Raw genomic sequence first — 19,748 nt, 5'->3', positions numbered from 1 at the left:
CCGCCCCGACGGTCAGACCTGCTCCAGCGGCCGGTGCGGCTCCGGCGGCAGCTCGACGCGGATCGCGTCGCCGGGACGCACCTCCCCGCCGGCCAGGACGACCGACATGATGCCCGCCTTGCGGACGATCCGGCCCTCCTCGTCCCGGCCGAGGACCTGCTTCAGCAGTCCGTGCCGGAAACCGTCGATCTGCGCGCACGGGTTGCGCAGCCCGGTGACCTCCACGACGGCCTCGGCACCCAGGTGGAGCCGGGTACCGGTCGGCAGGCCGAGCAGGTCGATGCCCCGGGTGGTGACGTTCTCCCCCAGCGCGCCGGGGGCCACGTCGAAGCCGGCGAGGGCCACGTCGTCGAAGAGCTCGCCGTGGATCAGGTGGACCTGGCGCAGGTTGGGCACGGTCGGGTCCTTGGCCACCCGCGAGCGGTGCTTGACGGTGACCCCGGCGTGCACGTCCCCCTCCACGCCCAGGCCGGCGAGGAGCCTGATGCTCTCCCGGTTGGGCTTGGTGAACGAGTAGACGCCGTTGCTGCTGACCGTCGTGACGGTGGCCCGGCCCGTGGCCTCCGAGCCGCCCGCGCCCGCGCCGGTGCCGGTGCGCGCGTCGGCGTCCGTGCCGCTCGTGCCGTTCGTGCCGCTCGTGACGCTCGTGGCCGTGCTCGTATCGCTCATGACGTGGAGTCCCCTCTCCTCGGATGCCGCGCCACTCGACCCTATGCGACGCGGTCCGCGGCCCGGAGGGGTGCTCCGACCTCGTGCAGATGCCCGAGCGCCTGGCGGTACGACTCGACGAAGCCGGTCTCCGTGTACGGGATGCCGAGTTCGGCGCAGTGCGCGCGGACCGCGCTCTGGGCGAGGCGCAGGTGCGGGCGCGGCATGCTGGGGAAGAGGTGGTGCTCGATCTGGTAGTTGAGACCGCCGAGGAACCAGTCGGTGAGCGCCCCGCCGCGAATGTTGCGGGAGGTCAGCACCTGGCGGCGCAGATGGCCCCACGAGTCGCCGTCCGGGTGGGCGTCCGGCATCTCCATCCCCTTGTGGTTGGGGGCGAAGGCCATGCCCAGGTGCACGCCGAGCAGCATCTGGTGGATCAGCGCGAAGGCCAGGGCCTGCAGCGGGTTCAGCAGGGTCAGGAGCAGCGTGGCGTACCCGGCGAGGTGCGCGAGGAGCAGTCCGCCCTCGACGAGCCGCTCGCGCCGGGTGCGGTACGGGCCCTCCTTGGAGAGCAGCGCCTGGACCCCGTACACCTTGAGGGCGATGCCCTCCAGGGTCGTCAGCGGGAAGAACAGCCAGGCCTGGTGGCGGGTGAGCCAGCGGCGCAGACCGGTGCGTCCGCCGGTCTGGTGGGCGGCGAAGACGAGGACGTCGGCGGCCACGTCCGGGTCCTTGTCGAGGTGGTTGGGGTTGGCGTGGTGGCGGTTGTGCTTGTCGTTCCACCACTCGCGGCTCATGCCCAGGAGCAGGTTGGCGTGGACGAGCTGGATGGCCCGGCCGAGGCCGCGCCGGTCGGTGATCTGCGCGTGGCCGGCGTCGTGGCCGACGAAGGAGACGCGGGCGGAGAGCAGCGCGAGCGGCACGGCGAGGAGCAGCGCCCACCAGGACGGGCCGAGGAGGACGAGTCCGCCGATCACGGCGGCGATGCCGAGGAGGTTGACCAGGATGCCCCGGGCGTACCAGCCGGGCCGGCGGTCGAGGAGCCCCTGCTCCTTGATGCTGCGCAGCAGCGGGGCGAACTCGCTGCCGCCGCCCTTGCCGTGACGGCGGGCGGGGCGCGGGTCGGGGGCCGCGAGGGGCGCGGCGAGCGTCGCGGTGGCCTGGGACATGGCGGGGCTCCGGGGTCCGTGGAAGGAGCCGCAGCGTGGGTCGCGGCGGCTTGTAGAAACGTACGGATGAGCACTCGGACCGGGCCATGGCGGCACCACCCGGGCCCGCTCGGGGGGCGGCCCTCGGGCGGGGGTGGGGTCTTCCCCACCCCGACGGGTGGGGGTGACCCGGATCACGGCGTCGCGCGGCGCGTGCGGATGCCGCGTTCGGGTACCCTCGGCCGCTCGACCCCACGGTAGTCAAATTTGAGGAATGCGTTGTCGCTGTCGCCGTCGCCCTCGTCCCCTCCCTCTCCGTCTTCCCCGAGTCCCGTAGTCCCCTCCCTCGACTCCTCTGACTCCTCTGACTCCCCCGACGCCCTCGCCGCCCCCGGCCCGTCCGACGCGCCCGGCTCCCCCGGCTCCCCCGGCTCCCCCGGCTCGCCCGACGACGAACTCGTTCGCTGTTCCGCCGTCTTCCTCCCCGCCGATCCGCCGCGCGCGGGCCGCATCGCCTTCTGGGCCCCGGAGTTCCGACCGTCGGCCGGCACCGGCAGCGTCACCGACCTGACCGTCGTCGGCGACGACGTCCTCCCGCGGACCGTGCCCGCCCTGCTGCTCCCCGTACGGGAGGCCCTGCCGGTCCTCGTACGGGCGCGCTCCGCCGACGGCGCCTCGCCCGCGGCCGCGTTCTGGGGCGCGGCGGCGCTGTTCTCCCTCGGCCTGGTGGCCCGGGGCCTGCTGCTGCCCGGGCTCACCGCCACCGACCGCGACGCGTGGCGGGCCGGTCCGCTGGGTCCCGAGGAGCTGGCCGCGCTCCGTGACCTCGCCGCCTCCATGCCGCCGTCCGCCCACGCCGTCCCCCTGCCGGCCGCGGCGGAGGACGAGCCGCTGATGCTTCCCGAACAGGAGGGCCTGCTGCGGGCGTTCGCCGACGCCGTCGCCGACGTGCTGCCCCGCACCCCGGCCGCTCCCCTGGCCGCCGGCGGACCGGCCTTCGCCGCCGACGAGCGCCAGGATCCCCAGGAGCTCCCCCACCAGCGGGGCTGGGCCGCGGACGTGGCGGCGGGTCACGACGCGGGCGTCCGGCTGTCGTTGCGGCTGGAACTGACGGGTGCGGACGGCCCGGGCCCGGCGGCGGGGACGGACCTCGCCGACGGCGTCTGCGGGTCCGCCGCCACCGTCCCCGGCCCCGCCTTCCGCGCCGTCCTGCAGATGCACGCCGTCGCCGACCCCACCCTGGTCGCGGACGCGGCCGCGGTGTGGGCCGGGACCTCCCCGGCGGGCGCCGCCTTCGGGCCCCGCGCCCGGATGGATGCCCTGCTCGCGCTGCGGCGCGCGGCGAGGGCATGGCCGCCGCTCTCACCGCTGCTCTCGGCGGCCGTCCCCGACGCCGTCGACCTCGCCGACGAGGAGATCACCGAGCTCCTGGGGCCCGCGGCCCGCGCGCTCGCGGCGACCGGGGTCCGCGTCCACTGGCCGCGCGAGCTCGCGAACCGGCTCACCGCCCGGGCCGTCATCGGCCCGGCGGGCACGCCCGAAGGGCCCGGCGCGTCGGGCGGGTTCCGTGGCTTCGGCGCCTCCGGTGCCGCCGGGGGTCCGGACGACGAGCCCGACGGCCCTGGCGGCCGCGCCGCGCGCGACCGGGGCGACGCCCTGCCCTCGTTCCTCTCCGCCGACGCCCTGCTCTCCTTCGACTGGCGCTTCGCGGTGGGCGACGAGGAGCTGACGCGCGCGGAGCTCGACCGGATCGCCGAGGCCGGCCGGCCGCTCGTCCGCCTCCGGGACCAGTGGGTGCTCGTCGACCCCGAGGAGCTGCGGCGGGCCCGTGCCTCCCGGGACCGCACGCTCACCCCGGTCGACGCACTGGGCGCCGTCCTCACCGGCACCGCCGAGGTCGACGGGCGCCGGGTCGAGGTCGAGGCGACCGGCTGGGTGGAGCGGCTGCGGGCGCGGCTCGCCGACCCCGAGGGCGGCGGAGAGGAGGTCGCCCAGCCCGCCGCGCTCGCCGCGACCCTGCGCGACTACCAGCTGCGCGGTCTCGGCTGGCTGCACCGGATGACCTCGCTCGGGCTCGGCGGGTGCCTCGCCGACGACATGGGCCTGGGCAAGACGATCACGCTGATCGCCCTGCATCTGCACCGGCAGAGCGATCCGCGGTCCGCCGGGCCCACCCTGGTGGTGTGCCCGACCTCGCTGATGGGCAACTGGCAGCGCGAGATCGAGAAGTTCGCCCCCGGCACGCCGGTGCGCCGCTTCCACGGCCCGGCGCGGGACCTGGACGCCCTCGCCGACGGCGAGTTCGTCCTCACCACGTACGGCACGATGCGGCTCGACGCGCGCCGGCTCGCCGAGCGCTCCTGGGGCCTGGTCGTCGCGGACGAGGCGCAGCACGTCAAGAACCCGTACGCGGCGACCGCCCGCGCGCTGCGCACGATCCCGGGTGCGGCGCGGGTCGCGCTGTCGGGCACGCCGGTGGAGAACAACCTCTCCGAGCTGTGGGCGATCCTCGACTGGACGACGCCGGGGCTGCTCGGCGGGCTCGGCGCGTTCCGGGCCCGCTACGCCTCGGCGGTCGAGGGCGGTCGCGATCCGGCGGCGGCCGAGCGGCTCTCCGCGCTGGTGCGCCCGTTCCTGCTGCGGCGCCGCAAGTCGGACCCGGGGATCGCTCCGGAACTGCCGCCGAAGACGGAGACCGACCGTGCGGTGGCCCTGACGAAGGAGCAGGCGGGTCTCTACGAGGCCGTCGTCCGCGAGACGCTGGCCGCGATCGCCGAGGCCGACGGGATGGAGCGGCGCGGTCTGGTGGTCAAGCTGCTCACCGGCCTCAAGCAGATCTGCAACCACCCGGCGCAGTACCTCAAGGAGGAGCGCCCCCGGGTGGAGGGCCGCTCGGGGAAGCTGGAGCTGCTCGACGAGCTGCTCGACACGATCCTGGCGGAGGACGCGAGCGTCCTCGTCTTCACGCAGTACGTGCAGATGGCCCGGCTCCTCGAGGCGCACCTGGCCGGGCGCGGCGTGCCCACCCAGTTCCTGCACGGCGGCACGCCGGTCGCCGAGCGGGAGGCGATGGTCGCCCGCTTCCAGGCCGGCGAGGTGCCGGTCTTCCTGCTGTCGCTGAAGGCGGCGGGCACCGGGCTCAACCTGACCCGGGCCGGGCACGTCGTGCACTACGACCGCTGGTGGAACCCGGCGGTGGAGGCGCAGGCCACCGACCGCGCGTACCGCATCGGCCAGACCCAGCCGGTGCAGGTGCACCGGCTGATCGCCGAGGGCACGATCGAGGACCGGATCGCGGCCATGCTGGAGCGCAAGCGCGAGCTGGCCGACGCCGTGCTCGGCGGCGGCGAGGCGGCACTGACGGAACTGACCGACGCGGAGCTGGCGGAGCTGGTGCGGCTGCGCGGGGAGGACGGACGATGAGCGGGTACGGGACCGAGGACGAGCGGACCTTCGCGCCGCTGCCGCCGGTGCGGGGCTCGGTGTTCGCCCGGAGCTGGTGGGGCCGGGCGTGGCTGCAGGCGCTGGAGGACACGGCGCTCGACGGGCAGCAGCTCAAGCAGGGGCGGCGACACGCGCGGGCCGGCGCGGTCGGCGCGGTGTCGGTGCGGCCGGGCCGGATCACGGCCGTGGTGCAGGACCCCGACGGCACGGCGTACCGCAGCGACGTGCTGCTCCAGGAGCTGTCCGGGGCGGAGTGGGACCGGCTGGTCGACCTGGCGGTGGACAGTGCGGGGCACATCGCGGCCCTGCTCGACCGCGAGATGCCGCCGCACCTGGTGGAGGACGCGTCGGCGGCCGGGCTCGAACTGCTGCCGGGCGTCGGCGATCTGGAGCCGCGGTGCGGCTGCGAGGCCTGGGACCACTGCCCGCACACGGCGGCGCTGTGCTACCAGGTGGCGCGGCTGCTCGACGAGGATCCGTTCGTGCTGCTGCTGATGCGGGGGCGTGGGGAGCGGGCGCTGCTCGACGCGCTGCAGGAGCGCAGCGCGGCGCGGGCGGCCGGGGCCGAGGGCGCGGCGGAGGGTGCCGGGGCGGGCGGGTCGGGCGGGCCCGGTGGCCTCGGCGCGCCGGGCGCCTCGGGTGTGTCCGGCGCGGCCGGTGCGTCCGGCCGGCCGGGTGGGCGGCGTCCGTCGGGCGTGTCGGCGGAGGAGGCGTTCGCGGTGGGTGGCATCCTGCCGCCGCTGCCCGTCCCGCCGGGGCCGCCCGCGGTACCGGGTGAGCCGCCGTCGCTCGACACCGAGCAGGGTCCGGAGCCCGGGATCGATCCGGCGGCGCTGGAGTTCCTGGCGGCGGACGCGGCGGCCCGGGCGCACCGGATGCTCGCCGGGGCCTTCGACGCCGCTCCGCTGACGCCGTCCCAGGACGCGGTGCGGCTCGCCGCGGGCGCGCCCGTGTCGTGGATCGCGGCGCGGCTCGCCGAGGGGTCCGGGCGCGGCCCGGCCGAGCTCGAACGGGGCGTGCGGGCATGGCGGTTCGGCGGCGTGGCCGCGCTGGCGGTCCTGGAGGAGGAGGGGGGTGCCGGCCCCCGAGGCGCTGGTGCGGGCGCGGGCGCAGCTCGCGGAGGCCTGGGAGGACGGGGAGCGGCCCGAGCTGCGGCCGGCGGGCGCCACCCGCTGGACGGTGGCCGGCACGGACGCCCAGCTCCGCCTCGGCGAGGACGGCCGCTGGTGGCCGTACCGCAAGGAGCACGGCCACTGGACCCCGGCGGGCCCGGCGGAACAGGACCCGGCGGCGGCGCTCGCGGCGGTGGCGGCGCCCTGACGGGGCCGCCGGGCGGTGTCACTGCAGCGGAGCGGTGAGCTTCCGGCCCGTACCGGAGGGAGCGGCCAGACTGCAGACGGCGGTGTCCTCGCCGAGCAGGTAGCTGGTGCGGTACGGGTACTGGACGAAGGTGGTCCAGCGGGTGCCGAGCGGCTGTTCCGCCGCCTTGCGGCGGAGCAGCCCGCGGCACAGGTCGGCGGCCGCGTCCCGGACCGCCGCGTCGTCGGCGTACCTGCCGGTGAGCCGCAGCCGGGCCACGACCTCGGCGTCGTGCCGCCTGTCGCAGGGGCGGTGGACGACGGTGCCCGGCGCGTCGCGGTCGATGTCGAAGCAGTCGCCGACGCGCAGCCGGTCGTACGTCGTGCCCGCCGGCGCGGTCGAGCGGCTCGCGCCGGGCCGGGGGCGCCGGCTCGGGCCGCCGGTCGCCGGGGTGGTGGCGGGTGCGGTGGGCGTCGTGGTGGCCTTGCGGGTGTGGCGGGGCTTCGCCGTCCTGGTCGGGTCCGCGGTACGGGTCGGCAGGGGCGAGGGGCTCTCGCCCTGGGCAGAGGGGTGCTGGCCGGGCGTGTCGTACGGCGTGTCGGCCCGCCCTCCGGCGGGTCCCGCGTCCGGCGGCGGAGCCGTGGCGGCCCCGGCGGGCGCGGGGCCCACGGCGCGCGGGGCACGGGCGTCGGTGCCGCCGCGCGCGGTGAGGACGCCCGAGAGGAGCAGGACCGCGGCGAGCGCCGCGGCGAGCAGGGCGACGGCGCCCGGCCGTCGAGGGGGCCGGGCGCCGCGGGACGGGGATGCCGTCGGCGGGTGGAGCATAGGGAACAGGTTCACCCGGCGTCGCCCATGTGGCGAGCGATATCCGCGACTTGGGCGCCGCTCGTACAGAACCGTGACAATCCCGCTGCTGGGGCGAGACCCTGATCACCGCGGGGTGAGCACGGACCGGTCAGGAAGGGACGTACCGGACCGGCGTCCCCGGTGGGCGGCCAGGGCCGTGACCGGGTCACAGCCCGAGCTGGCGCTCGGCCCCCTCGACGGTCTGGGCGAGCAGGACGGCGATCGTCATGGGGCCGACGCCGCCGGGGACGGGGGTGATGAGGGAGGCCCGCTCGGCGGCGCTCGCGAAGTCGACGTCGCCGACGTTGCCCGGGTTGTAGCCGGCGTCGATCACGACGGCGCCCGGCTTGATGTCCTCGCCCTTGATGAAGTGGGGCTTGCCGACGGCGGCGACGAGGATGTCGGCCTCGCGGACGGCGGCGGAGAGGTCGGTGGTGCGGGAGTGGCAGTAGGTGACGGTGGCGTCGCGGCCGAGGAGCAGCAGACCGGCCGGCTTGCCGAGGATCGCGCTGCGGCCGACGACCACGGCCCGCTTGCCGCTGAGCTCGACGTCGTACGCGTCGAGCAGCCGCATGATGCCGCCGGGGGTGCAGGAGACGAAGCCGGGCAGGCCGAAGCCCATGGCGGCGAAGGAGGCCATGGTGACGCCGTCGACGTCCTTCTCCGGGGCGATGGCCTCGAACGCGGCGCGCTCGTCGATGTGCGGGCCGACCGGGTGCTGGAGCAGGATGCCGTGGACCTCGGGGTCCTCGGAGAGCGCGGTGATCGCCGCGACGAGCTCCTCGGTGGTCGTGGAGGCGGGCAGCTCGACGTGCTGGGAGCGGATTCCGGCCTTCGCGCAGCGGTTCTGCTTCATCTTCACGTACGTGACGGAGGCCGGGTCGGCGCCGACGAGGACGGTCGCCAGACAGGGGGTGGTGCCGGTGCGGCGGGTGATCTCGGCGGCGCGGGCGGCGGTCTCCTCGACCGTGCGGCGAGCGAGCGCGGTGCCGTCCATGAGGCGGGCGGTGCTGGTGGACATGGGCCACTCCTGGGCGTCGACGATGACCGGTGGATGCCCAGGCGCGCGACCGCGACACGGACGCGCGGGGCGCGTCCGCCGGGCCGCTCCCCGGTGGTGATCCACCTCAAGCGCCAGTCACGGCCCGGAACCACTGTACGTGACGGTCCTCGTGACGGGTACCGGACAGGGGGCATACAGGACAGGGGGCATATGCGAGGCCGCCCGGACGCTTGTCGGCGCCCCCCGCGCGCACGACGATGGCGTCCACGAGGCGGACGACCTCGCCGGGGAGGCCGAGTTGAGCGTTGCGCGGACCGGTACGACGAGCACCGCGAGCACGACGAGCACGACGGACGGGACCGACGGGACCGACGGGGCGGACAGGACGGCCGAGGCGGCCGGGGCGGGCGGGTCCGGGGCGGGCGGGGCGGCCGGGGGGTGTGCGACGGGCGGGTCCGGTGCGGTGCGCCGGGCGCACGAGGCGTTCACGGCCGGGGGTCCGCTCGGCGTCCCTCCGGTGCGGGCGCTGGTCGCCGAGTCCTGGCGGCGCTCGGTGCGGGCGCGGGTGAGTCCGGACGGCGCGGCGCGGGTCGAGCTCGACGAGGAGGAGCTGGCGGGGCACCGGGAGGAGCACCCGTTGGCGGCGGCGATGCCGGTGATCCGGGAGCTGATGGGGGCGTACGCGCGGGACGGCGAGCATCTGATCGCGGTCTGCGACGCGGCGGGGCGGATGCTGTGGGTGGAGGGCCACCCGGGGACGCTCCGCAGCGCGCGCCGGATGAACTTCGTGCCCGGGGCCCGCTGGTCGGAGACGGCGGCGGGCACGAACGCCCCGGGCACCGCGCTCGCCGTGGACCGGCCGGTGCAGGTGTGCGCCGCCGAGCACTTCCAGCGCCCGGCGCAGGCGTGGACCTGCGCGGCGGCGCCGGTGCACGACCCGCGCAGCGGGCGGCTGCTCGGCGCGGTCGACATCACGGGCGGGGACGGGCTCGCGCACCCGCACAGCCTGGCGTTCGTGCAAGCGGTGGCGCGGGCGGCGGAGTCGCAGCTGGCGCTGCTCTCCCCGGCCCCGGCCGCCGCCCGCCCGCGGCTCTCGGCGCTGGGCCGGGACGAGGCGCTGCTGCAGCTGGCGGGGCGGCGGCTGCGGCTGAGCCGTCGGCACAGCGAGATCCTGGTGGTCCTGGCGCACCGGCCGGAGGGCGTGGGCGGTGACGAGCTGCTGACCCTGCTCTACGAGGACGAGTCGGTGACCCCGGTGACGCTGCGGGCGGAGATGTCCCGGCTGCGGGGGCTGCTCGGAGCGGAGCTGCTCGCCTCGCGCCCGTACCGGCTGGCCGGGGAGGTCGACGCGGACTTCCTGACGGTGGACCGGCGGCTCGCCTCGGGTGCGGTGGCGACGGCGCTCGGCGAGTACGCGGGGCCGCTGCTGCCGGGCTCGCGGGCGCCGGCGGTGGTACGTCTCCGGGAGCGGCTGGCCGGGCGGCTGCGGGCCGCGCTGGTGGACCGGGCCGATCCGGGGCTGCTGGCCGACTGGGCGTACAGCGCGTGGGGCGAGGACGACCTGGCGGTGTGGCGGGCGCTCGCCTCGGCCGTACCGGCGGCGCAGGCCCCGGCCGTACGGGCACGGCTCAGCGCGCTGGACGCCGAACTGGCTTCGGGTGCAACGGGGTTGCAACGTCGGACCGCGCAGACTCGCCGCTGAGCACAGCCGGCCAGGGACGGCCGGCGCGGTACGAGGAGGCCATGCCCATGACCCGTTACGCCGCACCCGGCACCGAGGGTTCGATCATGTCGTACGCGCCCCGCTACGACCACTGGATCGGCGGTGAGTACGTCGCCCCGGCGCGCGGGCGGTACTTCGAGAACCCGAGCCCGGTCGACGGCCGGGCGTTCACGGAGGTGGCCCGCGGCACGGCCGAGGACGTGGAGCGGGCACTGGACGCGGCGCACGCGGCGGCGCCGGGCTGGGGCCGCACGGCGCCGGCGGAGCGGGCCCAGGTCCTGCTGCGGATCGCGGACCGGATGGAGGCGAACCTGGAGGCGCTGGCGGTCGCCGAGAGCTGGGAGAACGGCAAGCCGGTCCGCGAGACCCTGGCCGCCGACATCCCCCTGGCCATCGACCACTTCCGCTACTTCGCGGGCGCGCTGCGGGCCCAGGAGGGCTCGCTGAGCGAGATCGACGAGGACACCGTGGCGTACCACTACCACGAGCCGCTGGGGGTGGTCGCCCAGATCATCCCGTGGAACTTCCCGATCCTCATGGCGGTGTGGAAGCTGGCCCCCGCGCTCGCGGCGGGCAACGCGGTCGTCCTCAAGCCGGCCGAGCAGACGCCGGTCTCGGTCCACTACTGGCTGAGCCTGGTCGCCGACCTGCTGCCGCCGGGCGTGGTGAACATCGTCAACGGCTTCGGCGAGGAGGCGGGCAAGCCGCTGGCGTCCTCGCCCCGGATCGCGAAGATCGCCTTCACCGGCGAGACGTCGACGGGCCGGCTGATCATGCAGTACGCCGCGGAGAACCTGAAGCCGGTCACCCTGGAGCTGGGCGGCAAGTCGCCGAACATCTTCTTCGACGACGTGTGGGCGGCGGACGACGACTTCCGCGACAAGGCGCTGGAGGGCTTCACCATGTTCGCCCTCAACCAGGGCGAGGTGTGCACCTGTCCCTCACGGGCGCTGATCCAGGGCGGTCACTACCGCGAGTTCCTGGAGGCGGCGATCGCCCGCACGGAGCTGATCCTCCCGGGCCACCCCCTCGACACGGCCACCATGATCGGCGCGCAGGCCTCCGACGACCAGCTGGGGAAGATCCTCTCGTACCTGGAGATCGGCCAGCAGGAGGGCGCGAAGATCCTGACGGGCGGTCAGCGGATCGAGTACGACGGCGAGCTGGCGGGCGGCTACTACGTGCAGCCGACCATCTTCGAGGGCGACAACCGGATGCGGGTCTTCCAGGAGGAGATCTTCGGCCCGGTCGTCGCCGTCACGTCCTTCACCGACTTCGACGACGCCGTCCGCACGGCCAACGACACCCTGTACGGCCTCGGCGCCGGCGTCTGGACCCGCGACACCACCACCGCCTACCGCGCGGGCCGCGCCATCCAGGCGGGCCGCGTCTGGACCAACTGCTACCACGCGTACCCGGCGCACGCGGCCTTCGGCGGCTACAAGCAGTCCGGCGTGGGCCGCGAGACCCACAAGATGATGCTGGACCACTACCAGCAGACCAAGAATCTTCTCGTGTCGTACTCGCCGAAGAAGCTCGGCTTCTTCTAGAGGCACGGAAGAGGGCGCCTGCCCCGGGGTTTCCCGGGGCAGGCGCCCTCTTGGAGTGCACGTCCCCTCCCATGAGGGAGGCGGCGCCGAAACGGCTGTCCTCGCTGCGCCGGCTCGGGCACGGTGAGAACGCGCGAACCGCAGGCGCTGATCGACAGGGCCACGCGGGCCCCGCGCCCGCACCGCCCCGGCTTCGGGAGCGCCGTCATCCGTGGACGATCGCGCGCACGTTCTCCAGGCTGCCGCAGTCCGAGGCCAGTCGCTTCGCGCGCTCTTCCAGGAACGCCCTGCCCAGCTCGGCCCGGCGCTCGTCGGGGACGCTCTCCCTGGCACCGTTGAGGATCGTCCGCTCTTCCTCGTCCAGGTGGTGATCGACCGCCTTCACCAGTTCCTCCAGGCGGCTGTCCCACTCCTCGGACCCGACGTCCTCCACCTGCCTCGACGCTGCGCATGCGCCGGAAGGTCCTCCATGGTGCGGTGATCCTCGAGGATGGCCGCCACGAAGTCTTCCTGTTCTGCCGTACGGGTGTTCACCGTCGTCCTCCTCGCTCATGCGAACACGGTCGGAACGCGTCTGAAATCCCCGGCTGCCCCTCCATGGGCGGCGCAATCACCGCGGGGTCGGCCACGGAGGGGCGACGCCCCGTTGAGGTCGGCCTTCAGTCCGAAGGCGCGTCCCCCGGCCGGGTGGGGTTCCGGGCAGGCTGACGGGGGCGTCGCTGCCGCGGCGCCCGGGCGTTCTCCCACGGTCGGTCGAAGGCGTCCGCCGCGGGAGCGGTGACGACCTTGGGGAGGGCGCCCGGATGCTCCCGCACGAGCCAGCCGACGAGCTCCTCCCGTACGGCACAACGGGTCGTCCACAGGTCGTCGGCGTCCTTGGCGGTCACGATCGCCCGCATCGTGATGCCGGTCGGTGAGGTGTCGGTGACGGCGAGGTCCCAGCCTCGCCCGTCCCAGGTGTCGCACGTGGTGAGGAACTCCCGGAGGTGCGCCCGGACGAGCGCGACCGGTGTCGAGTGGTCGCAGTGGACGAACACCGACCCCGTCATCTCCGCGCCGCCGCGGGACCAGTTCTCGAACGGCCGCGAGGTGAAGTACGAGACGGGGAGCGTGACGCGACGTTCGTCCCAGGTCCGGACCGTGAGGAAGGTGAGCGTCACCTCCTCCACGACACCCCACTCGCCGTCCACGACGACGGTGTCACCGATCCGGACCATGTCACCGAAGGCGATCTGGAAGCCGGCGAAGAGGTTGCTCAGCGTCGACTGGGCCGCCACACCAGCCACGATGCCGATGATGCCGGCCGAGGCGAGCAGGGACGTGCCGAGGGTGCGGAACGAGGGGAAGGTGACGAGGGCCGCGGCGGCGGCGAGCACCCCGACGGCGACGGACACCACCCGCATGATCAGGGTGACCTGGGTACGGACCCGGCGCAGCCGGGCGGCGTCGCGCGAACGCCCGGCGTAGCGCGCGTACGAGGACTCGACGACGGCGGCGACCGTCCGTACCGCGAGCCAGGCGCCTCCGCCGATCAGGCACAGCAGCAGGACGCGGCTCACCGCCCCCGCGTGCTCTTCGAGCGGCCCCCGTCCGGGCGACGCCATCGGGTAGGTCCATCTGAGCAGGGCGGCCAGCACGACGACGTACAGCGGCGTACGGCAGCGGCGCAGCAGCCCCCACAGCGGGGTCTCCGGATGCCTCGCGTCGGCGAACCGTGCCAGCAGGTCCGCCGCACGGCAGACGGCCAAGGCCGCCAGCGCCGAGCCGCCGACGGAGATCGCCAGTCGGATCACGCTCTCCATGTGCCCCCCAGTCGATGAGTCGAACAGGTTCGTCCCGCACGCCTCACCGCAGGCGAGCACGCCAAACATCCGCCGGAGGAGTCCGGCGGCGGCGGGGTCCCGTCGCCGAACGGGCGTCTCCCCGGTCTCTGCCGCCCGGGGCCGTCGGCGAGCGGGGGACGGCGGCGATCAGTGCGCGGGCCGCCGAGGCCGGTGGCGGCCGGGCTCGGCACACGACACGCACGTCGTCGCCGCCGGTCGAATCTCCAGGCGCTCGGGCGGGATCCTGCTGCCGCAGCCCTCGCACTCCCCGTAGGTGCCGCGTTCAAGCCGCTGGAGGGCTCCGTCCAGCTCGGCGAGGTGTCCGCGTGCCTGCTCCATGAGGAAGGCCACATGGGCGCGCTCGAAGGCGGTGGTCCCTCCCTCGGGGTCGTGCTCGTCGTCGACCGCGACCAGGGCGTTCGCCGCGACGATCCCGTCGAAGTCCCGGCCCAGAGCCGCCATCCGCGCCAGCGTGTCGGCACGGTCGGCCGCCAGGCGTTCGCGCGCGGTCGCCGGACCGGAGCGGCCGTGCCCGGCGGGAACAGGGCCGTCACGCTCGGGAACGCTCATGTGTACGGCAACTGCATCGCCCGGGCCGGTCATTCCCGCTGCACTCCGGCGGATGGGACTCCGGCCCCTCACGTCGTCCGAGTGCCGGCCACCAGCCCCGGCGCCGACGCCCCCTCCCCTTCGCGCTCCTTCGCCCTCCCCCGGCCCCGTCCTGGATGCCGTCGGATAAGGTCCTGGTCGTCGATGGCCCGACCGAGGGGGACTGGGATGTCTGACAGAGAGCAACCGCAGGCCGGCGCGACCAGCGCCTCCGCCGACAGCGGCGCCGTGGACGAGCGGATCCACCGCATACGCCGGCGGCTGGAGCGGCTCATCGGCATCGCGGCGACCGAGGGCAACGCCGTACGCCCCCTGCGCAACGGCGACGAGATCTTCGCCGCGATGCTGGACGCGATCGGCAACGCGCGTCACACCGTCGACATGATGACCTTCGTCTACTGGCGGGGCGACATCGCGCGGCGTTTCGCCGAAGCCCTGACCGACCGGGCACGTGCGGGGGTGCGGGTGCGGCTGCTTCTCGACGGCTTCGGCAGCCGCCTGATCGAGAAGGACCTGCTGGAACGGATGAGCGGGGCCGGAGTCGAGGTCGCGTGGTTCCGCAAGCCCCTCTACCTCTCGCCGCTCAAGCAGAACCACCGCTGCCACCGCAAGGCCCTCGTGGTCGACGAGCTGACCGCCTTCACCGGAGGCGTCGGGATCGCCGAGGAATGGTGTGGCGACGCCCGCAATCCCGACGAGTGGCGGGACACCCACGTCGAGGTCCGGGGCCCGGCCGTGGACGGCATCGCCGCCGCCTTCGCCCAGAACTGGGCCGAATGCCACACGGAGCTCTTCGACGAGCGTGACCGGTTCGTCGGCCACCCCCCGAGCGGGAGCGCCATCGTGCAGGTGGTCCGCGGGTCGGCCAGCGTCGGCTGGCAGGACATGCAGACCCTGATTCGGGTGATCCTCGAATCGGCGGAGGAACGGATCCGTCTGGCGACCGCCTACTTCGCCCCGGACGACTACTTCATCGACCTGCTCCGCGCCACGGCCCGCCGCGGCGTGGAAGTCGAGATCCTGCTGCCCGGCCCCCACACGGACAAGCGGGTGTGCCAGCTGGCGGGGCAGCACCACTACGAGGCGCTGACCGCCGACGGGGTGCGCATCCACCAGTACCAGCCGACCATGATGCACGCGAAGGTCATCACCATGGACGGCGTCGTGTCCCTGATCGGCTCCACGAACTTCAACCGCCGCTCCCTCGACCACGACGAAGAGGTCATGCTCGCCGTCATGGACTCCGAGTTCACCGCCGCCCTCGACGCGCACTACGACGAGGACCTCCGGGTGAGCGAGCTGATCCGCCCGGGCCGCTGGAAGCGGCGGTCGCTTCTGCAGCGGGCCCGGGAGACGGCGGTACTGCCCATCCGCCGCTACCTGTAGGAGGCGGCGGCCTCGGCTTCCCGCGGCTCGTCGTCGGACCCTTCTGCCTGCCGCGCGCGCACCGCGTTGAACTGCGCGCCGGCGAGCAGGGACAGATTGCCGAACCACAGCCACACGAGGAAGACGATGATTCCCGCCAGCGAACCGTAGAGGCGGCTGTAGGTCCCGAACTGCGTGTAGAGGGTGAAGAGCGCCGAGGCCCCGAGCCACAGGAAGGCCGCGAGGGCTCCGCCCGCGAACCCCCGGCGCAGGCCCCGGCCCTGGACGGGCCCCGTCCGGTAGAGGATCAGGATCAGTGCCGTGACGATCACCAGCAGCACCGGCCAGCGCAGCAGGGTCATGGCGTCCGCGCCCGAGCGGCCGGCGGCCGCCGCGAGCCGCCGGACCACCGGGCCGGTCGCGACGAGGCTCGCGGCGCCCATGACGAGCAGGGCCAGCAGCGCGCCCGAGGTGAGGAGGAGGACGTGGGCGGCACGCAGTGGCCGGCGCGTGTCGGGCAGACGGTGCATCGCGTGCAGGGCGCGCCGGAAGACCGACAGGTAGCTGGAGGCGGACCACAGGGCGCTCAGGACGCCGCTGACGAGCAGCGGCCACAGCGAGGAGGGCGAGGAGGTGATGCCCTCCAGGGCCTGCCTGAGCACCTGGGCCGACTGGGGCGGAGCGTACGAGGTGAGGTCGCGGATCAGATGCTCGCGCGTATCGGCCCCGGCCAGTCCCACCAGGGAGACGGAGACCAGCAGGGCGGGCACCAGTGCCAGTACCGCGTAGTAGGTGAGGGCCGCCGCGTAGTCGGCGACGTTGTCCTCCCACAGCCGCACGGCGGTGCTCCACAGGCGCGTGCGGATGCGTGCGAGCAGCTCGAAGGACCGGTTCCCGGGCGTGCTCCGACAGGTGCGGAGACTGTTCGACGTCACGCAGCTCTCCTGCCCTGCATGATCGGTCCCACCCATCTTCCACGTGGTCGATCACGGCCGGCCGAGGAGTGAGGACCGGGGAACGGGGTGGGCCAGTGCCCGCCGGTTCTCGAGGCGGGCGATGCCCTGCTCCACCCGGATACGGCGCGAGGAGTGCGCTGTGGCTCGTGCCCCGAGGGATCCGCCGCCTTCTCCGCCGATGAGATGCGGACGCCGTCCCCTCCGGGCAGAGTGGGAGGGGCCTGTCCGTACCGAGCCGGCCCCCCGGGGTCCGGCGTGCTGGAGACCGGGACGAAGTGGATGCGAGGATCGTCGTGACGTCGGAGTGATACATGTTCCGCAGACGGCCGGCCGACAACAGCGAGGACCTTCTGGTCCGGCTGGGATCGCTGACCGCCAGAGCGCGGGAGTTGGCCGAGACGCAGCGTTCCCGTGTCGAGCTCGCCGTGGCCCTGCAGCGCGGCATGCTGCCCTCGGACCTGCCCAGTCTTCCGGGCGCCCGGCTGGCCGTCCGCTACGAGCCCGCCAACCACGGGCTCAACGTCGGCGGTGACTGGTACGACGCCTTCTCCCTGCCCGGCGGGCGGATCGGCATGTCCATCGGTGACGTGCAGGGACACAACATCGAGGCCGCCGCCTACATGGGACAGGTCCGCGTCGCACTGCGCGCGCTGGCGTCCGTCACCGGAGACCCGGGAGAGCTGCTCGGGCGCACCAACGACCTGCTCGTCTCTCTGGGCGCCGACCTCTTCGCCACCTGCACCTTCCTGCGGCTCGACCCCGCTGCCGGCACCCTGGAGTGCGCCCGGGCCGGTCACATCCCCCACATCTGGGCCACCAGCGACGGCCGCTCCGGCATCGACGACAGCGAGGGCGGGCCCCCTCTCGGTGTGCTGCGCGGCGTCGACTACCCGGCCACGCGCCACCTCCTCACCTCCGACGGTGTCTTCGTCCTCCTGACCGACGGGGTGGTGGAGGGGCCCTCGCTCCACATCGACGAGGGTCTGGACCGGGTGACGAGGCTCGCCGGGATCACCGCCGTCGCCGGACTGGACGTCGACGCGCTCGCCACCGCCGTCATGAAGCTGGCGGCCACGGTGGGGCACGAGGACGACGCGGCCGTCCTGGTCGTCGGCCATGACGGCGGTCCCGCCCGGTCGCCGGCCACGGAGTGAGGGGAGGGGCCCGCCGCCTCGGGCCGGGTCGATCCTCGGGCCTGGGCGGACCTCGGGCCGGGCGGACCTCGGGCCGGAGCGGACCTCCGGCCGGAGCGGACCTCAGGCCGGAGCGGTCCTCAGGCCGGGGCGGACCTCGGGCCGGAGCGGACCTCCGGCCCGGCGGGGCCCGAACCGGACGGCGGCTCCCGACACGCAGGGGCCTTGCCCGGCCGTGGCGGCCCGGCCGGTGTCTGATGGCTGACGTGTTGGATACTCGGCAGTTCCGGTCCTCCGCGGAGGCGGCTCTGATGTCGCTCGCCGTGGCGGTTTGCTACTACGCGGCCGGACGACTCGGCCTGTTGGGACGCCTCGTCGTCGAAGGCGCGGTGGTCACCCCCATCTGGCCTCCCACCGGCGTCGCCGTCGCCGCCCTGCTGCTGCTCGGCGCGCGGGTCTGGCCCGGGATCGCCCTCGGCTCCTTCCTCGTCATCGCCTCCCTCACCACTCCGGGGCCCACCACGGTGGTCACCGTGGTCAGCAACACCGTCGCGCCGCTCTGCGCCTTCCTGTTGCTGAGACGCTCCGGTTTCCGTCGCGACATGGCGCGGCTGCGGGACGGACTCTCCCTGGTCTTCCTCGGCGGGTGCGGCGCCATGATGATCAGCGCGACCGCGGGGGTCGGGCTGCAGGTGGCGAAGGGCTCCCTGGACAAGAGCGAGTTCTGGCCCGTCTGGCTGGCCTGGTGGGTGGGCGACACGATGGGGGTGCTGCTCGTCGCCCCGCTCCTGCTCGTCCTCGCGGGGCCGGCCGGACGGCTCCGGATGCGGCGCTGGAAGGAGGCGGCCCTTCTGGGACTGACGACCCTGGTCCTCATGCCCATGATCGTGCTCAGCCCGATGAGCATGCTGTTCCTCGTCTTCCCCCTGCTGATCTGGGCTGCGCTCCGCTTCCAGCTCGCCGGAGGCATGCTGTGCGCGCTCTTCGCCTCCGTGCTCGCCACCTTCGAGGCGACCTCCGGGCGGGGCGCGTTCCTCCACCTCACGGACGTCGAGATCATGGCCAAGCTGCAGGCGTTCAACGGTTCCGCCGCCCTGACCGCCCTGCTTCTCGCCTCCGTCATCACCGAGCAGCGTGCGACCCGCCGGTCGGTGCGCCGCGCCTGCCAGGAACTGGCGGAGGTCCTGGAGCACCTCGCGGCGGGCGAGCCCTCACCGGGACCGCCCGGCGCCGCCGAGAGCCGGGCGGCCCCACCCGGCGGGCACCGGAATCCGTGAGCGTCCGGCGGGGCACCTCGCGCTGGTCCGCGGCCTGGAGCCGACCCGCGCCCCGGGCGGCGGCCGCCTGTCGTCGGCCGGCCTCCCAGGCGGCAGCGGCCTGCCGCTCCCCCGCCGGCCACGTTCGTCGTGGACGCGGCGACATCGCGGTGTGTCAGTGCCGGCAGGACAGCCGGACGTGGAGCAGCTCGGTCCGCAGTGCGGGTGTGCCGTCGACCGGTGCCGGGTTCTCCGCGGTCGGCTCGATGCCTCCGGCGGCGACCTTGTCGAGTGTCGTCAGACCGGCGGGACCGACCGTGCCGAACACCGTGTAGTTCGGTCGCAGTGCGGAGTCGCCGTAGACGACGAAGAACTGTGAGCCGTTCGTGTTCGGGCCGGCGTTGGCCATCGCCAGCAGGCCGCGACCGTAGAGCCGACGGGCGCCCGTGGGATCGGTGGCCGCGGGCGGCAGGTCCACCGGAAGTTCGTCCTTGTACTTGTACCCGGGCCCGCCCTCACCGGTGCCGGTCGGGTCGCCGCACTGCAGGACCTTCAGCGTCGGGTACGCCGTCAGGCGGTGGCACACCGTACGGTCGTAGAAACCGTGCCGTGCCAGGTGCAGGAAACTCTGGACCGTGCACGGCGCCTTGGCCCGGTCCAAGCGCAGCGGAAGCGGGCCCTGACTGGTCGGAACGGCCACGTCGACCGTGCCACGGTCAGGGGTGCGCCGTGGGTCGGGCGGCAGCGGAACACGGCGCGCCGGCGGCTCGTCCGGGGTCTGGGTGTACTGGCAGGGACCGTGCGTGGTGCGCGGCGGAGCGCTGTCGGAGGCGGTGGCGACACTCCCCCCGGACACCACCAACGCCGCGGCCGCGAACGCACTGATCAGTGCTCGTCTCATCCTGCACGCCCTCCCGATGATCTCCAGGTCTTGGAGCGGTCGCA

The 19,748-nt window shown here is 74.5% G+C and carries 15 protein-coding genes, 1 pseudogene and 1 riboswitch; of the genes and pseudogenes, 7 read left to right on the top strand and 9 right to left on the bottom strand.

What is annotated here, in order from left to right; genetic code table 11:
- Window positions 1-12: 12 nt before the first annotated feature.
- Together ABD981_RS01285 and ABD981_RS01280 are read right to left on the bottom strand one after the other, a co-directional pair.
- A complete protein-coding gene (locus tag ABD981_RS01285) occupies window positions 13-669 on the bottom strand; it encodes an MOSC domain-containing protein (RefSeq protein ID WP_345527440.1) in 657 nt (218 codons plus the stop codon).
- Between the two features lie 41 nt (window positions 670-710).
- A complete protein-coding gene (locus ABD981_RS01280) occupies window positions 711-1,817 on the bottom strand; it encodes a fatty acid desaturase family protein (RefSeq protein ID WP_345527438.1) in 1,107 nt (368 codons plus the stop codon).
- Between the two features lie 258 nt (window positions 1,818-2,075).
- Here ABD981_RS01280 and ABD981_RS01275 point away from each other — a divergent pair, with 258 nt between their 5' ends.
- The gene (locus tag ABD981_RS01275) at window positions 2,076-5,219 is read left to right on the top strand and encodes a DEAD/DEAH box helicase (RefSeq protein WP_382748152.1); all 3,144 of its coding nucleotides are present in this window, start codon (window positions 2,076-2,078) and stop codon (window positions 5,217-5,219) included.
- Window positions 5,216-6,598, top strand: a complete 1,383-nt coding sequence (locus ABD981_RS01270) for an SWIM zinc finger family protein (protein WP_425586391.1) — start codon at window positions 5,216-5,218, stop codon at window positions 6,596-6,598. Before ABD981_RS01275 ends, ABD981_RS01270 begins: the two co-directional genes overlap by 4 nt.
- Here the strand turns inward: ABD981_RS01270 and ABD981_RS01265 are convergent.
- Both ABD981_RS01265 and ABD981_RS01260 read right to left on the bottom strand, forming a co-directional pair.
- Complete coding sequence (locus ABD981_RS01265; protein WP_123954188.1) at window positions 6,579-7,364, bottom strand: hypothetical protein; 786 nt, start codon at window positions 7,362-7,364, stop codon at window positions 6,579-6,581. The genes ABD981_RS01270 and ABD981_RS01265 overlap by 20 nt on opposite strands.
- 187 nt (window positions 7,365-7,551) lie before the next feature.
- The gene (locus ABD981_RS01260; protein WP_046906060.1) at window positions 7,552-8,406 is read right to left on the bottom strand and encodes a bifunctional 5,10-methylenetetrahydrofolate dehydrogenase/5,10-methenyltetrahydrofolate cyclohydrolase; all 855 of its coding nucleotides are present in this window, start codon (window positions 8,404-8,406) and stop codon (window positions 7,552-7,554) included.
- Window positions 8,407-8,434: 28 nt separating this feature from the next.
- A riboswitch (ZMP/ZTP riboswitch) is annotated at window positions 8,435-8,537 on the bottom strand.
- A gap of 314 nt (window positions 8,538-8,851) precedes the next feature.
- Between ABD981_RS01260 and ABD981_RS01255 the strand changes: the two genes are divergently transcribed.
- The gene (locus ABD981_RS01255) at window positions 8,852-10,090 is read left to right on the top strand and encodes a GAF domain-containing protein (RefSeq protein WP_046906099.1); all 1,239 of its coding nucleotides are present in this window, start codon (window positions 8,852-8,854) and stop codon (window positions 10,088-10,090) included.
- 47 nt (window positions 10,091-10,137) lie between these two features.
- Window positions 10,138-11,661 (top strand): acetaldehyde dehydrogenase ExaC, encoded by a 1,524-nt coding sequence (exaC, locus tag ABD981_RS01250; protein ID WP_046906059.1) that lies wholly within the window; start codon window positions 10,138-10,140, stop codon window positions 11,659-11,661.
- 205 nt (window positions 11,662-11,866) lie between these two features.
- Here exaC and ABD981_RS01245 read toward each other — a convergent pair.
- The 3 genes and pseudogenes from ABD981_RS01245 to ABD981_RS01235 all read right to left on the bottom strand — a co-directional run.
- Window positions 11,867-12,094: pseudogene (locus tag ABD981_RS01245) on the bottom strand (hemerythrin domain-containing protein); the annotation flags it as partial.
- 226 nt (window positions 12,095-12,320) lie between these two features.
- Window positions 12,321-13,463: a mechanosensitive ion channel family protein gene (locus ABD981_RS01240; protein ID WP_046906058.1), complete on the bottom strand. Its 1,143-nt coding sequence runs from the start codon at window positions 13,461-13,463 to the stop codon at window positions 12,321-12,323.
- A gap of 168 nt (window positions 13,464-13,631) precedes the next feature.
- Window positions 13,632-13,946 carry a TraR/DksA family transcriptional regulator gene (locus tag ABD981_RS01235; RefSeq protein ID WP_046906097.1) on the bottom strand — a complete coding sequence of 105 codons (315 nt, stop codon included), beginning with the start codon at window positions 13,944-13,946 and terminating at the stop codon, window positions 13,632-13,634.
- Window positions 13,947-14,261: 315 nt separating this feature from the next.
- On the opposite strand from ABD981_RS01235, the gene ABD981_RS01230 reads away from it, so the two are divergent.
- Entirely contained in the window at window positions 14,262-15,479 is a 1,218-nt protein-coding gene (locus tag ABD981_RS01230; protein ID WP_046906057.1) for a phospholipase D-like domain-containing protein, read from the top strand.
- Here the strand turns inward: ABD981_RS01230 and ABD981_RS01225 are convergent.
- The gene (locus ABD981_RS01225; RefSeq protein ID WP_240495103.1) at window positions 15,470-16,393 is read right to left on the bottom strand and encodes a YihY/virulence factor BrkB family protein; all 924 of its coding nucleotides are present in this window, start codon (window positions 16,391-16,393) and stop codon (window positions 15,470-15,472) included. The genes ABD981_RS01230 and ABD981_RS01225 overlap by 10 nt on opposite strands.
- 332 nt (window positions 16,394-16,725) lie before the next feature.
- On the opposite strand from ABD981_RS01225, the gene ABD981_RS01220 reads away from it, so the two are divergent.
- A complete protein-coding gene (locus ABD981_RS01220) occupies window positions 16,726-17,568 on the top strand; it encodes a PP2C family protein-serine/threonine phosphatase (protein WP_046906056.1) in 843 nt (280 codons plus the stop codon).
- 290 nt (window positions 17,569-17,858) lie between these two features.
- Window positions 17,859-18,824 (top strand): MASE1 domain-containing protein, encoded by a 966-nt coding sequence (locus tag ABD981_RS01215; RefSeq protein WP_046906055.1) that lies wholly within the window; start codon window positions 17,859-17,861, stop codon window positions 18,822-18,824.
- A 154-nt stretch (window positions 18,825-18,978) separates the two neighbouring features.
- On the opposite strand, the gene ABD981_RS01210 is transcribed toward ABD981_RS01215, so the two are convergent.
- A complete protein-coding gene (locus tag ABD981_RS01210; protein ID WP_046906054.1) occupies window positions 18,979-19,704 on the bottom strand; it encodes a peptidylprolyl isomerase in 726 nt (241 codons plus the stop codon).
- Between the last annotated feature and the right edge of the window lie 44 nt (window positions 19,705-19,748).

Source organism: Streptomyces showdoensis, from assembly GCF_039535475.1.
In the GTDB taxonomy this organism is placed as follows: Bacteria; Actinomycetota; Actinomycetes; order Streptomycetales; family Streptomycetaceae; genus Streptomyces; species Streptomyces showdoensis.
This window is presented reverse-complemented; position numbering and strand designations above follow the sequence as displayed.

What these genes read in the sequence shown, in the direction of transcription:
- ABD981_RS01280 (WP_345527438.1), bottom strand. Translation starts at nt 1,817, where the DNA reads ATGTCCCAGGCCACCGCGACGCTCGCCGCGCCCCTCGCGGCCCCCGAC.
- ABD981_RS01265 (WP_123954188.1), bottom strand. Translation starts at nt 7,364, where the DNA reads ATGCTCCACCCGCCGACGGCATCCCCGTCCCGCGGCGCCCGGCCCCCT.
- ABD981_RS01215 (WP_046906055.1), top strand. Translation starts at nt 17,859, where the DNA reads ATGTCGCTCGCCGTGGCGGTTTGCTACTACGCGGCCGGACGACTCGGC.
- ABD981_RS01210 (WP_046906054.1), bottom strand. Translation starts at nt 19,704, where the DNA reads ATGAGACGAGCACTGATCAGTGCGTTCGCGGCCGCGGCGTTGGTGGTG.
- ABD981_RS01235 (WP_046906097.1), bottom strand. Translation starts at nt 13,946, where the DNA reads ATGGCGGCTCTGGGCCGGGACTTCGACGGGATCGTCGCGGCGAACGCC.
- ABD981_RS01220 (WP_046906056.1), top strand. Translation starts at nt 16,726, where the DNA reads ATGTTCCGCAGACGGCCGGCCGACAACAGCGAGGACCTTCTGGTCCGG.
- ABD981_RS01230 (WP_046906057.1), top strand. Translation starts at nt 14,262, where the DNA reads ATGTCTGACAGAGAGCAACCGCAGGCCGGCGCGACCAGCGCCTCCGCC.
- ABD981_RS01285 (WP_345527440.1), bottom strand. Translation starts at nt 669, where the DNA reads ATGAGCGATACGAGCACGGCCACGAGCGTCACGAGCGGCACGAACGGC.
- ABD981_RS01260 (WP_046906060.1), bottom strand. Translation starts at nt 8,406, where the DNA reads ATGTCCACCAGCACCGCCCGCCTCATGGACGGCACCGCGCTCGCTCGC.
- ABD981_RS01270 (WP_425586391.1), top strand. Translation starts at nt 5,216, where the DNA reads ATGAGCGGGTACGGGACCGAGGACGAGCGGACCTTCGCGCCGCTGCCG.
- exaC (WP_046906059.1), top strand. Translation starts at nt 10,138, where the DNA reads ATGACCCGTTACGCCGCACCCGGCACCGAGGGTTCGATCATGTCGTAC.
- ABD981_RS01240 (WP_046906058.1), bottom strand. Translation starts at nt 13,463, where the DNA reads ATGGAGAGCGTGATCCGACTGGCGATCTCCGTCGGCGGCTCGGCGCTG.